15 protein-coding genes are annotated in these 13,730 nt (G+C 68.3%); 5 read left to right on the forward strand and 10 right to left on the reverse strand.

What is annotated here, in order from left to right:
- Nucleotides 1-31 precede the first annotated feature (31 nt).
- Nucleotides 32-406 (reverse strand): hypothetical protein, encoded by a 375-nt coding sequence (locus QM789_RS09235; RefSeq protein ID WP_420351630.1) that lies wholly within the window; start codon nucleotides 404-406, stop codon nucleotides 32-34.
- A gap of 36 nt (nucleotides 407-442) precedes the next feature.
- On the reverse strand, nucleotides 443-1,222 hold the full coding sequence (locus QM789_RS09240) for a hypothetical protein (RefSeq protein WP_420351631.1): 780 nt from the start codon (nucleotides 1,220-1,222) through the stop codon (nucleotides 443-445).
- 232 nt (nucleotides 1,223-1,454) lie between these two features.
- Here QM789_RS09240 and QM789_RS09245 point away from each other — a divergent pair, with 232 nt between their 5' ends.
- The 5 genes from QM789_RS09245 to QM789_RS09265 are packed head-to-tail and all read left to right on the forward strand — an operon-like array spanning nucleotide 1,455 to nucleotide 6,767.
- The gene (locus tag QM789_RS09245) at nucleotides 1,455-2,957 is read left to right on the forward strand and encodes an ABC transporter substrate-binding protein (RefSeq protein ID WP_420351632.1); all 1,503 of its coding nucleotides are present in this window, start codon (nucleotides 1,455-1,457) and stop codon (nucleotides 2,955-2,957) included.
- The gene (locus QM789_RS09250; RefSeq protein ID WP_420351633.1) at nucleotides 2,954-3,889 is read left to right on the forward strand and encodes an ABC transporter permease; all 936 of its coding nucleotides are present in this window, start codon (nucleotides 2,954-2,956) and stop codon (nucleotides 3,887-3,889) included. Before QM789_RS09245 ends, QM789_RS09250 begins: the two co-directional genes overlap by 4 nt.
- Complete coding sequence (locus tag QM789_RS09255) at nucleotides 3,886-4,710, forward strand: ABC transporter permease (protein ID WP_420351634.1); 825 nt, start codon at nucleotides 3,886-3,888, stop codon at nucleotides 4,708-4,710. The genes QM789_RS09250 and QM789_RS09255 overlap by 4 nt, the downstream gene beginning before the upstream one ends.
- Complete coding sequence (locus QM789_RS09260; protein ID WP_420351635.1) at nucleotides 4,707-6,134, forward strand: ABC transporter ATP-binding protein; 1,428 nt, start codon at nucleotides 4,707-4,709, stop codon at nucleotides 6,132-6,134. Before QM789_RS09255 ends, QM789_RS09260 begins: the two co-directional genes overlap by 4 nt.
- 9 nt (nucleotides 6,135-6,143) lie before the next feature.
- Nucleotides 6,144-6,767, forward strand: coding sequence for a class I SAM-dependent methyltransferase (locus QM789_RS09265; protein WP_420351636.1), 624 nt, complete (start codon nucleotides 6,144-6,146; stop codon nucleotides 6,765-6,767).
- Between the two features lie 6 nt (nucleotides 6,768-6,773).
- Here the strand turns inward: QM789_RS09265 and QM789_RS09270 are convergent, their stop codons facing one another.
- The 8 genes from QM789_RS09270 to QM789_RS09305 all read right to left on the reverse strand — a co-directional run bounded on the left by QM789_RS09270 (nucleotide 6,774) and on the right by QM789_RS09305 (nucleotide 13,617).
- Entirely contained in the window at nucleotides 6,774-6,938 is a 165-nt protein-coding gene (locus tag QM789_RS09270) for a hypothetical protein (protein WP_420351637.1), read from the reverse strand.
- A gap of 2 nt (nucleotides 6,939-6,940) precedes the next feature.
- Nucleotides 6,941-7,402, reverse strand: coding sequence for a hypothetical protein (locus tag QM789_RS09275; protein WP_420351638.1), 462 nt, complete (start codon nucleotides 7,400-7,402; stop codon nucleotides 6,941-6,943).
- Nucleotides 7,403-7,460: 58 nt separating this feature from the next.
- A complete protein-coding gene (locus QM789_RS09280; RefSeq protein WP_420351639.1) occupies nucleotides 7,461-8,888 on the reverse strand; it encodes an alkaline phosphatase in 1,428 nt (475 codons plus the stop codon).
- A gap of 768 nt (nucleotides 8,889-9,656) precedes the next feature.
- Nucleotides 9,657-10,166: a PepSY domain-containing protein gene (locus QM789_RS09285; RefSeq protein WP_420351640.1), complete on the reverse strand. Its 510-nt coding sequence runs from the start codon at nucleotides 10,164-10,166 to the stop codon at nucleotides 9,657-9,659.
- Between the two features lie 120 nt (nucleotides 10,167-10,286).
- On the reverse strand, nucleotides 10,287-11,084 hold the full coding sequence (locus QM789_RS09290; RefSeq protein WP_420351641.1) for an ABC transporter permease: 798 nt from the start codon (nucleotides 11,082-11,084) through the stop codon (nucleotides 10,287-10,289).
- Nucleotides 11,081-11,734 carry an ABC transporter ATP-binding protein gene (locus tag QM789_RS09295; RefSeq protein WP_420351642.1) on the reverse strand — a complete coding sequence of 218 codons (654 nt, stop codon included), beginning with the start codon at nucleotides 11,732-11,734 and terminating at the stop codon, nucleotides 11,081-11,083. Before QM789_RS09295 ends, QM789_RS09290 begins: the two co-directional genes overlap by 4 nt.
- 425 nt (nucleotides 11,735-12,159) lie before the next feature.
- A complete protein-coding gene (locus tag QM789_RS09300) occupies nucleotides 12,160-13,035 on the reverse strand; it encodes a phosphatase PAP2 family protein (protein ID WP_420351643.1) in 876 nt (291 codons plus the stop codon).
- Between the two features lie 33 nt (nucleotides 13,036-13,068).
- The gene (locus QM789_RS09305) at nucleotides 13,069-13,617 is read right to left on the reverse strand and encodes a DedA family protein (RefSeq protein ID WP_420351644.1); all 549 of its coding nucleotides are present in this window, start codon (nucleotides 13,615-13,617) and stop codon (nucleotides 13,069-13,071) included.
- Between the last annotated feature and the right edge of the window lie 113 nt (nucleotides 13,618-13,730).

Raw genomic sequence — 13,730 nt, forward strand, 5'->3', positions numbered from 1 at the left:
AGCTGGGGGCGGCGCACCGCCCCCATTCGGATCAATGGCTTACGCCGCTTCCGCCGACGACGGTGAGGTTGTAGGGCTTGCCCTCGACGGCGACGGTGCCGGTCTCGGCCAGCGTCTCCACCGAGATCCGCCGCACCAGCCCGGCATTCGGGTCGCTCAGTACGATTTCATCCCCGGCCATCGCAAGGCGCGGGCGCGGGTCGTTCCAATGGCCCTCCATCGAATAGGGCGCGGTGACCTTCGCGCTGGCGGTGATCTCGGCCTTCAGCAGGTCGATGCGGTGCAGCGTGCCGTCTTCGGTCAGCACATAGCCCTGCGCGGGCTTTGCCGGGTCGAGCACGAAATCCACCCGCCGGAACGGCAGCGCGATATAGGTGAAATGTGGCTCCTCCGCCGGGTCGATCACCACCAGCCCGTTGGGGCCGTAATTGCCAAGGAAAACCTAAATCCCCGTCGAGCCGAGCAGCGTTCCGGTGCTGCCCTGCGGCAGGTCGGCGGGGTAGGGCAGCATGTCATAGACCAGCCCCCCGGCGCCCGTGGTCACCGTCAGCACGCCCTCCTTGCAGCCCGCCGCAAGGTAGTTGCCCGAAAACGCCTCGCCATGGATCGCGGTGCAGGTCGCCAGGTCGCCAGCGGGCGCGCCGCTCAGGGTGAATTCCTGAAGCCCCAGCCGGGGCGCGTCGCCACTCTCGGCGGGCGCGACGCTCGACAGCCAGTGATTTCCCAGTGGCGCGACGAAGCCGTGATGCGGCACGGATTGCGGGAAGCGCGTGACCTCGACATGGCCATGTGCCAGTTCGTGCCCGTCGAGGATTTCGGCATAGCCGCCTTTGTCGTAGTTGATCACGACCTTGCCGCCATGATCGACCAGGTGGAACGGGCGCGGCCCGGTCAGCGCCGTGCCAACTGCGGCGGGGTCCGAGATTTCGATGTCCGAATGGTCGCCGTGATCGTGCAGGTCGATGCCGCTGGTGAAGAACTGCACGGTGTCATTGTCCGACTGTACCGCCGCCACCGCCGCGCCGCCCGCGATGCCGAAGAGCTTTGCCTGCCCGGTGGTCTCGAACGTCCAGCGGTGATCGGGTTTGTTCAGGTCGAAGGCGGTGACCTTGCCCGCCGCGTGATCGGCCACGAAGACGCGGTAGAGCGTCACGTCCTGCGCGAAGGCGGTGCCGGTGAGGACAAGCGCCATGGCCGTGGCGCTGGCGAGAAGTCTGAACATGGAAGTCTCCTTGGGTTGGGGTGGGGACTGGCGCGCGCTGGTCCGGGCTTGGAAAATCAACTAATGTAATAATATCACATTGGCAACCGAGGCCTGCAAGCCGTCGGGTGTGGGAAGGGCATGGATTCGCAGGGTGGTCTGTCTCCGTGCGGTGCGGGTCCGGGGCGATGCGGTCTTGCATCCCTGTATCGGATATATAATAACATTGCAAAAATTCCTTAGGATAAGACTCATGTTTGCTAGACTGCTCGCCTCCGCGGCCCTTGCCGCGGCCCTGTCTTCTGCGGCCCTTGCCCATGACGGGGTGCTGGATGTCGTTGCGCCCTTCGAGATCAAGGGCGCCGATCCCGTCACCTCCGGTAATGTCTACATCAAGATGGACGTGGCCGAGACGCTGGTGAATGTGGATGCCGCGGGGCATCTGATGCCGGGGCTGGCAACCGGGTGGCAGGTGTCGGCGGACGGGCTGGAATGGCGGTTCCACCTGCGCGAGGGCGTGCGGTTCCATGACGGCAGCCTCTTCACGGCCGAGGCCGCGGCCCATGCGCTGACCATCGCGCGGGCCAAGCCGGGCCTGCTGGAAACCGCGCCGATCACCGGAATCGTGGCCGATGGCGGCGATCTGGTGGTGCGGTTGTCCGAACCCTTCGCGCCGCTGCCTGCGTTCTTTTCCGAATACCGTTCGCTGATCTTCGCGCCGGCGGCCTATGCGGCGGATGGCAGCGTGACCGCCGTGATCGGCACCGGCGCCTATCGGGTGACGAAGCTGGAGGCGCCGCTACGGCTGGAGGCGGAGGCGTTTCCGGATTACTGGGGCGCCGCGCCCGGGGTCAGCCGCGCCAGCTATCAGGCCGTGGGCCGGGCCGAGACCCGCGCCCTGCTCGCCGAAAGCGGCGATGCGGATTATGTCTTCAACCTTGATCCGGCCTCGACGACCCGGCTGGCTTCGGTGAATACCGTGGACATCCTGACCGTTCCGGTGCCGCGCACCCTGCTGCTGAAGGTCAATGCGGGGCATCCGGCGCTCTCCGATCCGCGCACGCGGCGGGCGCTGTCCATGGCGATCGACCGCGAGGGGTTGGCGCAGGCAGTGCTGCGTTTCCCGGCGGGCGGGACGCAGATCTTCGCACCTTCGGTGCCCGACTGGCATTCCGACGCGCTGGACCCCCTGACCTACGATCCGGAGGCCGCTCGGGCGCTGCTGGCGGAACTGGGCTGGCAGCCGGGGCCGGACGGCATTTTGACCCGGAACGGGCAGCGCCTGAGCCTGACACTGACCACCTTCCCGGATCGGCCCGAACTGCCGCTTTCGGCCGCCGTGCTGCAACAGATGTTCGCGGATGTCGGGGCCGAGATGACTATCAATTCGACCAACTCCTCCGAAATCCCGGTGCGGCATGCGGATGGCACGCTGGACCTCGCGCTGTTCAACCGCAACTTTGCGCTGGTGCCCGATCCGCTCGGCACGCTGCTCACCGATTATGCGCCGGGCGATGCCTGGGGGGCGATGAACTGGGACAACTCGGAATTCATCGCGCTGATCCGGGGCCTTGCGCGTGGCGAGGGCGGGCAGGCCGCGCGTGACCGCGCCGTTGCCATCCTGCAAGCGGACCTGCCGGTGATCCCGATCGCCTGGTATCAGCAATCGGCGGCGGTCTCGAAGGGCATCACCGGCGCGGTGATCGACCCCTACGAGCGCAATATCGGCCTGAAACAGATCCGGTGGGCGGAATGATCCGGCTTCTGGGGTACCGCGCGGCGCAGGCGGTGATGGTGGCGCTGCTGGTGGGGGTTCTGACCTTCCTGATGATGCAGGCGCTGCCGGGGGACATGGCCTTCCGTATCGCCGCGGGGCGCTATGGCTATGACGCGGTGAATGCCGCCGCCGCCGTTTCGGTGCGGCAGGAGCTGGGCCTCGACCGGCCCGCGATCGAGGCGTTCGGCCTCTGGGTCGCGGATCTGGCACGGCTGGATTTCGGCACTTCGGTCATCTCCGGCGCGCCGGTGATCGACGAAATCCGCCATCAACTGGGTGCGAGCCTGCAACTCGCGGGCGTGGCGCTGCTGCTGTCCCTGCTGATCGGCCCGCCTTTGGGCGTGCTGGCGGGGCTGCGGGCGGGGGGCTGGCTGGACCGGGCTTTGCTGGTGGTGTCGACCGCGCTGCGCTCGGTGCCGCAGTTCCTGATGGGGCTGATCCTGATCGTGCTGGTGTCGATCCATCTGGGTTGGCTGCCTGCGGCGGGTTACGGGAAGCCTGCGCATTTCATCCTGCCCGCGCTGACGCTGGCGCTCGGGCTGGCGGCGGTGTCGGCGCGGATCACGCGTGACGCGATGGCCGGGGTGGCGGCGCGTCCCTTCTATGCCTTCGGGCGCTGGAAGGGCCTCACCGAGGGGCAGATGTTCCGCCGCCACGGGCTGCGCAATATCGGCGTGGCGCTGGTCACCTTCCTGGGTCTGCAATTCGCGATGCTGGTCGAGGGCGTGGTGGTGATCGAGTCGATCTTCGGCTGGCCCGGCATCGGCCATGCGCTGGTCCATGCGATCTTCGGGCGCGACGTGCCGATGGTGCAGGGCACGGCGCTGCTGCTCGGCCTCGGCTTCGTGGTGCTGAACACGGCGGTGGATCTGGCCGCGCATTGGATCGACCCGCGGGGGGCGAAGGCATGAGCACGCTGACCACCGATATTCCGGTTGTGGCCGCGCGTGGCTGGACGAAAACGCAATGGACGGGCGCGGTCATTCTGGCCGTGGTGATCGGCTTCGCGGTGCTGGCGCCGGTGCTGTTCCCGGCGGATCCGGTGAAGCAGAGCCTGCGGCTGACGCTTGCCGGGCCGGATGCGGCCTCGCCGCTGGGCTATGACCATCTGGGCCGGTCGCTGACCGCGCGGCTGGCGGCGGCGCTGCGGCTGTCGCTGCTGATCGCCGTGGCGGCGGTGGCGACATCGGCCGTTCTGGGCGTGGCGGTGGGTGTGCTGGCGGCGTGGCGGGGCGGTTGGGTGGAACGGCTGGCGATGCTGTTCGCGGATAGTTTCCTCGCGCTGCCGGGCCTGCTGATGGTGCTGATCGTGCTGGCCATCGTGCCGGTCACGCCCGTGGCCTTCTGGATCGGGCTGACGCTGGTGCTGTGGATCGAGTATTTCCGCCTGACCCGCGCCACCCTGCGCCCGCTGCTGGCGGCGCCGGGGGTGCAGGCATCGCGCCTTCTGGGCTTCGGGCCGGGCTATGTCTTCCGCCGTCACCTCTGGCCGGAACTGGCGCCGATGCTGCTCACGCTGGCCGCCTTCGGCGCGGCGACGGCGATCATGATGGTCGCGGCGCTCGGCTTCGTCAGCGTTGGGATGCGCGCGCCGACGCCGGAGCTTGGCCTGATGATGGTCGAGATGCTGCCCTATTACCGCGAGGCGCCGATGGCCCTTCTGGTGCCCGTCCTTGCCACTTTCCTGACCCTTCTGGGCCTGAACCTGATCGCCGGAGGGCGCCGCGCATGACCATCCTGCTCAACGCCGAAACCATCGCCGTCCATGCCGGGGCGGAGGAACTGGTCGAACCCGTGTCCCTGACCCTGCATGCCGGGCGGCCCTTTACCATTCTGGGCGAAACCGGGTCGGGCAAGAGCCTGCTGGCGCAGGCGATCATCGGCACGCTGCCCGCCGGATTGCGGGCCACGGGGCGCGTCACGCTGGACGGGCACGACCTCGACCTTGCGCGCCCCGGCGGGCACCGGGCGCTGTGGGGGCGGGTGATCGGCGTGCTGCCGCAAGAGCCGTGGCTGTCGCTCGACCCGCTGATGAAGGCCCGCGCGCAGGTGGCCGAGGGGCATGCGCTGGTGCGCGGCCTGTCATGGGGCGCGGCGGGCGGGGCCGCTGATCGCGACCTCGCGGATCTTGGGCTGGACGGCGCGGGCGACCGCCGCCCGGATCAGTTGTCGGGCGGGATGGCGCAGCGCGTGGCCTTTGCCGCCGCGCGCACCGGCGGCGCGCGGATCGTGGTGGCGGACGAGCCGACCAAGGGGCTCGACGTGGCCCGGCGCGACGATGTGATCGACCTGCTGATGCGCGAGGTCGCCGAGGGTGGCGGGCTGCTGACGATCACCCATGACCTAGCCCTTGCGCGGCGTATGGGGGGAGATCTGGCCGTGGTGCTGAAGGGCAAGGTGATCGAGCGCGGCCCCGCCGATCAGGTTCTGTCCAACCCGCAGCACCCCTATACCCGCCGCCTGATCGCCGCCGATCCCGCAAGCTGGCCCGAGGGGCGGCCCCGCGCGCCGAAGGGGGTGCCGGTGCTGGAGGCGAAGGGTCTTGGCATCGCGCGCGGTGGCCGGATGCTGTTCCAGGGGCTCGACCTGGCCCTGCACCCCGGCGAGATCATCGGTGTCACCGGGCCGAGCGGCTGCGGCAAGTCTACGCTGGGGGATGTGCTGCTGGGCCTCGCGCGGCCCGATCACGGCACGGTCGCGCGGGGTGGCGGGGCGCCCGTCCGGTTCCAGAAGCTCTATCAGGATCCGCCGAGCGCCTTTCCCCGCCATGTCCCGCTGGGCCGGGCGCTGGATGATCTGGTGCGCCTGCACCGGCTGGATGCGGGGCGGATCCCTGCGCTGATGGAACGGCTGCGGCTTGCCCCGGTTCTGCTCGGCCGCCGCCCGACCGAGGTTTCGGGCGGCGAGTTGCAGCGGCTGGCGCTGCTGCGGGTGCTGCTGCTCGACCCGCTGTTCCTGTTCGCGGACGAACCGACCTCGCGGCTCGACCTGATCACTCAGGCCGAGGTGACGGAGCTGCTGGCCGAAACCGCGCGCGAAACCGGCATGGCGCTGCTGATCGTCAGCCACGATGCCGACCTGATCCGCAAGACGGCGGACCGCGCGCTGGAACTGGGGGGTGGCGATGCGGCGGATGTTCTGCTGCGGGCGTCTTGAGGCCCGGCCATGAGCTATGACGCCGAAGCGGCCCGACTTTACGCCGGGCAAAACGAACACGCTCTGCCGGGTGGCGAGGGCCGGGCGTGGCGGGATCTGATGGCGGGGCTGGCCACGCCATGGCCGCTGGCGGGCAGGGCGCTCGACATCGGGGCGGGCACCGGGCTGTTGACGGCGGTTCTCAAGGACGCGGGCCTGACCGCCGTCGGACTGGAACTTGCGCGGGCGATGATCGCGCAGGGGCTTCGCGAAAATCCGGGCCTTGTCGCCGCGGATTTCGTTCCGGGTAGCGCGGGGGATGCCGATCTGTTTCCGCGGAACAGCTTCGACTGGATCGTTTCGCGGCAGGTTCTGTGCCACCTGTCCGAGGTGGAACGCAGCTTCGCGGCCTGGCACCGATGGCTGAGGCCCGGGGGGCATGTGATCGTGTCGGACGGGTTCTGGACCGGCTCCGGATCGCGCACGGGCCAGCCCTTCGCCGCGCTGACCAGCGCCCGCCCGGTCGCCGATGCGCTGACCAGAGCGGGGTTCGGCATCCTTCGCGCGGGGCCGTTCGACGAAGCGAACGCCGCCCGCCGCGCGGCCTTCGGCACCAGCGTGACGCGCTATGTCGTGGTGGCGCGAAAGGTCTGACAGGCATCAGAGCGGGGTCAGCAGTTCCCCGGTCTCGACGATGCGGAAGAGGCCGCCGTCCTCGGCCACCACCTCGCGCCCGTCGCGCAGGGTGTAGCGGATGGTTTCGGTGATCTCGTGGCGCGCGCCGCTGTCGGATTGCGCGGGGAAGGTGCGGGTGGTGTCACGCATGCTCAGGGTCTCCGGATCGGGAAGGGGCCGATGGGGGCGACATTCGGCAGGATCAGGAAGGCTTCGGTCACATCCGCCTCGGGCGCGACGAAATCCGCCTGCCATTTGCCGACGCGCGGATTGCGCTGCGGATCGTAGTTGAAGGTCAGGTCCAGCTTGCCCGGCACCTTCGCCTTGCCGTCCCTGAGCCAGAGCGGAAAGGTCTGGTCGCCCTTCATCACATAGATCGCGGCGTTCAGCCTGTCGGCGGGGATGTCGGCGTAAAGCCGTTCGCCGGAATAGCCGACGTAATCGGTGAGGAACTGCGCCTCGACATGCAGCACCCCGTCCTTCACGACGGCGCGCTTGACCTCGCCCCAGGCATGGCCGCCGGCGGTCATCGCCTTTTGCGGCACCTCGGCGAAGGCAGGAAGGGAAAGCCCCGCGCAGAGCAGGGCGGAAAGGATCGTGCGGCGTTTCATCATGTCATTTCCAGAGGAGGCGGGCCCGGATGAGGCGGGGCCGGAGCCCCGCCCGTTTCGGTCACTCGGCCTTGATGCCGAAAGCGTTCAGCGAGGCGCGGAACACATCGGTGTTGTCCACCCAGAGCTGGCTGTCCTCGCCGACCTCATAGATCGCCAGGCCATCCTCGCGCTTGCCGTTCTCGGTGAAGAAATCGGCGCCCGGCCCCTTGGCGTAAAGCGGGATCAGTTCGCGGGTATGGGTGTCGGTATGCCAGCGCACCAGCGGCAGCGCGCCCGCGCCCTGATTGACGATCGGCTGATAGGCTTCCTTGTCGGAATTCGGCCCTTGCAGCAGGCCGTTGCCGTGGTCGGTGGTGACGATCAGCAGCGTGTCGTCCCAGGAGCTGTTCGCCTCGACCCAATCCACCACGGCCTCGACGGCCTCGTTGAACTCGATCTGCTCCTCGATGAGGCGCGGCAGGTTGTTGGCATGCGCCGCCCAGTCGACCGCGCCGCCCTCCACCATCAGGAAGAAGCCCTTTTCGTTGTCGTCCAGAACGTTCAGCGCGCCCTTCGCCATCACCGCCAGCGCGGGCGAGTTTTCCAGCCGGTCGCCCATCCCGACGCCGGGGCGGTTGAATTGCAGCGTTTGGATGTTCTGCGCGAGGCCGAGGAACTTCTGCCCCTTCGCGTCCAGGTTCTCCGCCGCCAGCTTCTCGAAATCCTCGCGGGTCTCGATCAGCGTGTAGGCGGTCTCGCCCTTGCTCAGCCGCGCCCAGGTGTCCGGCCCGCCGATGAAGCGGAAGGCGTTCTCGTCCGGGTTTTCCACGCGCTTGCCCGCGCCGTCATAGAACGGATGCCCCGTGCCCATCACCACGGTGGCGAGGCCCGAGTCGACGATCTCCTTGCCGATGCCGACATAATCGTTGCGGCTGACGTTATGCGCGAGGAAGCCCGCAGGCGTCGCATGGCTGAGCTGAACAGAGGAAATCACGCCAAGCGCGCGGCCGCTTTCGACCACATATTCGCCGACATGCTTCAGCTTCTTGTCGTCGTTCGACCAGTTGATCGCGTTGTTGTAGCTTTTGTGCCCCGAGGCGAGCGCGGTCGCGGCGGCGGCGCTGTCGGTGAAATCGGCGCGGGCATAGTCGTAGCCCTCGAAATACCCTTTGTAATTGCCAAGCGCGCCCTCGAACACCGCATCGGACGGGGTGGCGTTCCACAGTTTGGCCGGATCGAAGGTCACCGCGCCGTCGTTGGTCAGGGTCGGCTTGTTCGAGGTGTTCAGCGGATAGGTCGCCGCAAAGACGCGGGTGTCGAATTCGTCATAAACCTCGTGCCCCAGGGCCCCGTGGCGGAAGTAGCTGGCGGCGCGGAAGGTCTCGATCCCGGCGCCGTCGGTGATCATCACGATCACGTTCCTGGCCTTGCCGTCCTGAGCAAAGGCGGGTGCGACAAGCGCGGTCGAAAGCGCGAGCGCGGCCAGGGATTTCGTCAGAATGCTCATCGTCATCTCTCCGGTGTGGTCGCGACGGGATGATCGCGAATGACGAGGCATGTAATTTAATCACATGACATGGTTGTGACGTGGGGGGAGGAAAATGTGCTTTTCGCGCGACGGTCCGGGGGTACGCGGGCGGATCGTGTCATTTTTCGCTCCGGTCCGCGGGCGCCGCGCCCGGTGGGGTAGGATCATCCCCCCGTTGAGGCCAACACCACCCGCAGGGATACCTCGCGTCAGTGTCCTGCCCCACGGTCAGTTGCCCGCAGCAGATGGATGCCTTTGCCCCTGTCGCGCAGCCGGGCCGCGCGCATGCGGCCTTCGGGCGGTAGCTGCCGATGCTCCCCTCCGGCCCGTCATGGCACAGGATCAGGCGCTCGCCATCGGCGCGATTTCGCCCGCGTCACCCGGCGCGCATGCGCAGATCGCCCGCCACCAGCATCGGCGGGCCCGTGCGGTCAGCCGGGCCGAGAATTCGCCAAGGGCGAAGGGCGTTACCAGATGATTGTCGCTCCCCCCCCGATCCGGTCATCGACGCCGCCCATCTCGGTCAGGAGCGGCGCGGGGCTCAGGTGCCGCGCCGCGTGCGGATCAGCGACAGCCCCGGTGCCAGAACGTCGAAATCGTTGGCCCCAGACCATGGCGCCCGGGATCCAGTCGACGGCACGGCCCTCCTGTCGCAGGCCCTGCGCGATATATCCCCCGTGGTGGCGTCCTCGGTCACCGGAATTCGCATGGCACTTTCCGCAGAACCCGGCTTCGCGGGGCGGAGGGTCAGTGGTCGTGACGCGGTTTCGCGGCCAGCGTGCCATCCGCCGGGTTCAGGAGATATTCGGAAACCCGGCCATCCGTGCCGAGGATCTCGACCTCATAGCCGATCATTTCGCCCTTGTGGTGTTCGGGGTCGATCGACATGACCTTGCCATTGCCCGCCGCCTCGGCCTTCGTCACCAGATCCGCCAGAACATGCGCGGGCTGCGGCGCCGGGGTGGTTGTCCGCCGCTCGCTCTTATGGACGATCTGGCCGCTGATGGCGTCGATGCCGACCTTGAAACGCGCGGTGTCGTGTACCGTGCCGATCTCCCAAAGCCCCACGCCGCGTTCCTCGTCGAATTCGGCCTCTACGGCCTTGCCGCCGGTTTCCTGCTCCGCCCGCGCGATGGCGGCACCCAGGCTCTGTTGCGCGGTTTGGAAAAGCGCGATCTCTTCGCGGTCATCGGCGAATGCAGCGCCGGGCAGGGCCAGAAATCCGACGGCGAGGGGGGCGAGAAATTTCCGGTTCATAGGTTCCTCCTTCAGGAATGGGCGTCGGGACAGATGTAGGTAGCGAAACCCGACATGTCGCCTCCCGCAACGGTATAATTCCGCAATGATCGGCGGGCGGGAAGGGCAACGAACAAGCGGTCAGCCCTTTTCCAGCCGGTCGAGGCGAAGGCGGTCGCGCTTGTCGGTCACCGCTCTGAGGCAGAGTTGCGTCGCCACGATCACCCCGATCGCACCCGCACCCGCCAGAAGCAGCATCAGCAGGATCTGATATTTCGCCGCGTCGAGCGGGTCCATGCCAGTCAGCACCTGCCCGGTCATGATGCCGGGAAGCGTGATGATGCCCGCGCCCGCCATCTGGTTGATGACTGGGATCAGCCCGTTATGCGTGGCCGAGAGGCGCAGCTCGCGCAGCGCAAGCGCGCCGTTCGCGCCAAGGGCCAGCCGGGCCTCGATGGCGCGCTGTTCGCGCCGGATACCGGTGAGCATGGCGTTCAGTGCGAGGCTCGTGCTGTTCATCACCGTGCCCAGGATGATGCCCACAAGCGGGATCGTGTGCCGCGCATCGAGCCACGCCGCCTCCCGCAGGCTGGTGGAAAGCGCCATGCCGGTCACGAAAACCGTGGCGATCGCCACCGGAAGGCCGCCGAGGCCGAAACGCAGCCAGCCCCGGAAACGCAGCTTCTGCCGGGACTGCACCTCCCACGCCGCTGCCCCGATCATCGCCGCGACGATCAGCAGCGTGACCCCGGGCGAGGCCAGCGCGAAGACATGGCGCAGCATGAGCCCCACCAGAACGAGCTGCGCCGCCATCCGCAGCGCGGCGATGGCCAGCGGCCGGTGGATGCCGAGCGTCAGCACCACCGACAGGCCGGAAGCGATCAGCAGGCTGACGGCGGCGAGCAGAAGATCGGCGGGAGTGAGGGTGATGGGCGTCATGGCGCGGCCTCGGCCAGCCCGTCGCCCGAAAGGACATAGTGCCGGTCCGCCAGCCGCGCGACCTGCGCCGGGTCATGCGAAACGACGAGCAGCCCCGTGCCCTCCCGCTTCATCCGGGCCAGCACTTCCTCTACCCGCCGCGTCGCCTCCGGGTCGAGCGCCGAAGTCGGTTCGTCCAGCAGCAGGAAGCGGGGGTGCAGCAGCAGCGCGCGGATGAGGGCCAGCCGCTGGCGCTCGCCGCTGGAAATGTCCTCCGGTGCGGCCTCCATCAGCGCGCCGGGCAGGCCGAAATCGGGCAGAAGTCGGCGCGCGGCGGCCTCATCCTCCATGTGCTGAGCTATGCGCGGCGCCCACCATCCCGCATCGGCGGGGACATAGACCACCGCCCGCCGCCATGCACTGGCCGGGACGGCCTCGCGCAGGAAGCCGCCGATCCGGGCGCTCCCCAGGCCCGGGTCGAGGTCGGCGATCAGCCGCAGCAGCCGACTCTTGCCGCACCCCGACGGCCCGGTCAGCGCGACGCAGGAACCGGGCGCGACCGTCAGGCTGTAGCGCGGACAGCCCTCGCCCCGGGACAGCCCCTCGGCGATCAGCGGCCCCGACCCGGCGGGCGCCGTTGCTGACTTCTTCCGTCGGGCAAAAGGTAGCATTCACTCACATCTTCCATTTTGGTAGTAGATGCTACATTTGTCGTGCGGCGGACACAAGCGGGCCCTGCGAAAGCTCCGCCCGGGGATGACAAGGGTGTTGGCGTCCATCCGGATCTGTGGGGCACCCTGTTCCGAGTTGCGCCTGGGGGAACCCGCCCACGGTAGGGGGCAATCCCCTGCGTCCGCGGGGGGTCTGGTCCGGCCTTGGCAAGGGAATTTCGGCTACCCCGTGCGTGCGGGGGCCGGGGCCGTGGATCGGGCCGCAACTGTCGGCGGCACCCATCCCGTGCGTGCGGAAACCGGGGCGGCTGGCACCGGGCGGAATGGCCGAAGCGGCGTCATCCGGTGGGTGCGCCATTCGGGTCCGGGGCCGATATGGAGAAAGAAAAATGAACGGATCCACGCCGGGATTGGCCTCGACGGTATCACCGGCGTTCGGCGCTATCCAGGCGTTCGACGATGTTTCGCTCACAGTCGCGCGGGGCGAGGTTATCTGCCTTTCCGTCCCCCGGCCCGAAACAGGGATCGCAGGGGCGGCGGCCATGGAAGGCGTGCCGAAGGGCGGTTCCCGTGGCCTTCAGGTCGCACTTCAGCGCGGCGGGTGTCAGCTTCGGGCGCTCCTGCGCGACCTTGCAGAGGCGGTAGGTCGCCAGGGCGACGAGGGCGGATAGCGCCACCGAGGTCAGCGCGTCGGACATGAAATGCCGCCCGAGCCCGATGCGCAGGACCATGCTCAGGCCGGTCAGGGCGGCGCCCGCGATGCCCCCGATCCAGCGCTTGCGTGGCGACAGATGCGGCCAGAGCAGGGCCAGCGCGACGAAGACGAAGGTCGCGGTCTGCGCCACTTCGCCCGAGGAGAAGGAGCAGTTCCGGGCGCATTGGTCGCTGATCTCCAGCATGGGCGTGAAGTGCTTGTCGCCGCCGAATTCGGCTAGATGCGCGGGCCGCGCGCGCCCGACCCGGGCCTTGAGGATGCCGTTCACGATGAGCCCCGGGCCGAGCAGGAAATTCACCGCAGCGAAGCTCCAGTTGCCGATCCCGGAGGCCGGGGTGATGCGCAGGAACCGCCACAGCAGGAGGGTGAGGAAAACGGCGACGAAGCCCACCGTCAGCCCGATGCGCAACGTATCGTTGAGACCGATGGCCAGCGCGTTCCCGTCCAGCAGGAATTGTCCGGCGCCAGCGTAGAACAGCCGTGTGATGGTCAGGTCCAGCCCCGGAAAGGTGACGAAGACGCAGATGACGGCCAGCGTGGCGGTCAGAGTGAGGATATGCAGGCGGGTGAAGAGAGGGTCATTCACGGGGAAAATCCATCGGACAGGGGGGTATGGTCATTACGCCCTCCAGCGCAGCACGCGGCAGAGGTAGGCGAGCACGAAACCGGCAAATGGCGGGGTGATCCGGGCGGCGCGCTTCGTGTCGTGCGTTTCCGGCCAGAAGCCGCCAAGGGCGAGGAAGGTCGTCCAGACCGTGCTGCCGAGGCCGGACCAGATCAGGAAGGGCAGGGGCGGCATCCGCGCGATCCCGGCGGGCACGGAGATCAGGCTGCGCAGCCCCGGAACCCGCCGCCCCCAGAACACCGCCTGCGTGCTGTGCCGCGCGAACCAGGCGGTGGCGTGGCGGATGTCATCGGGGGCGACCCCCATCCACCGGCCATGGTGCGCGGCCAGCCGGATGATCCTGTCCGTGCCGATCCAGCGGCCGACGAGATACCGGAACGCCTCCCCGAGCGTTGCGCCCATGCTGCCCCGCGCGGCATGGAATCCGGCCAGCGGCATGATGAGTTCGGACGGGATCGGCGGAAAGACGTTCTCGGCGAACATGGCCGCGGCGATGCCGGTGTAGCCGCCTTCGCCGACCAGCATCAGAATCTGCTCCAGCATCCCACGTCCTTTCGCGCATCCGGGGGCGCGCGACGGCGGCCCGGGGGGTCGCGGGCCGGACTAGGGGGCCAAACTTACGGGAAGCTGACGGTGGCGAGGAAGGCGGGTGTTCA

Origin of the sequence: Paenirhodobacter sp. (assembly GCF_047600745.1) — a bacterium.
GTDB lineage: Bacteria > Pseudomonadota > Alphaproteobacteria > Rhodobacterales > Rhodobacteraceae > Rhodobacter.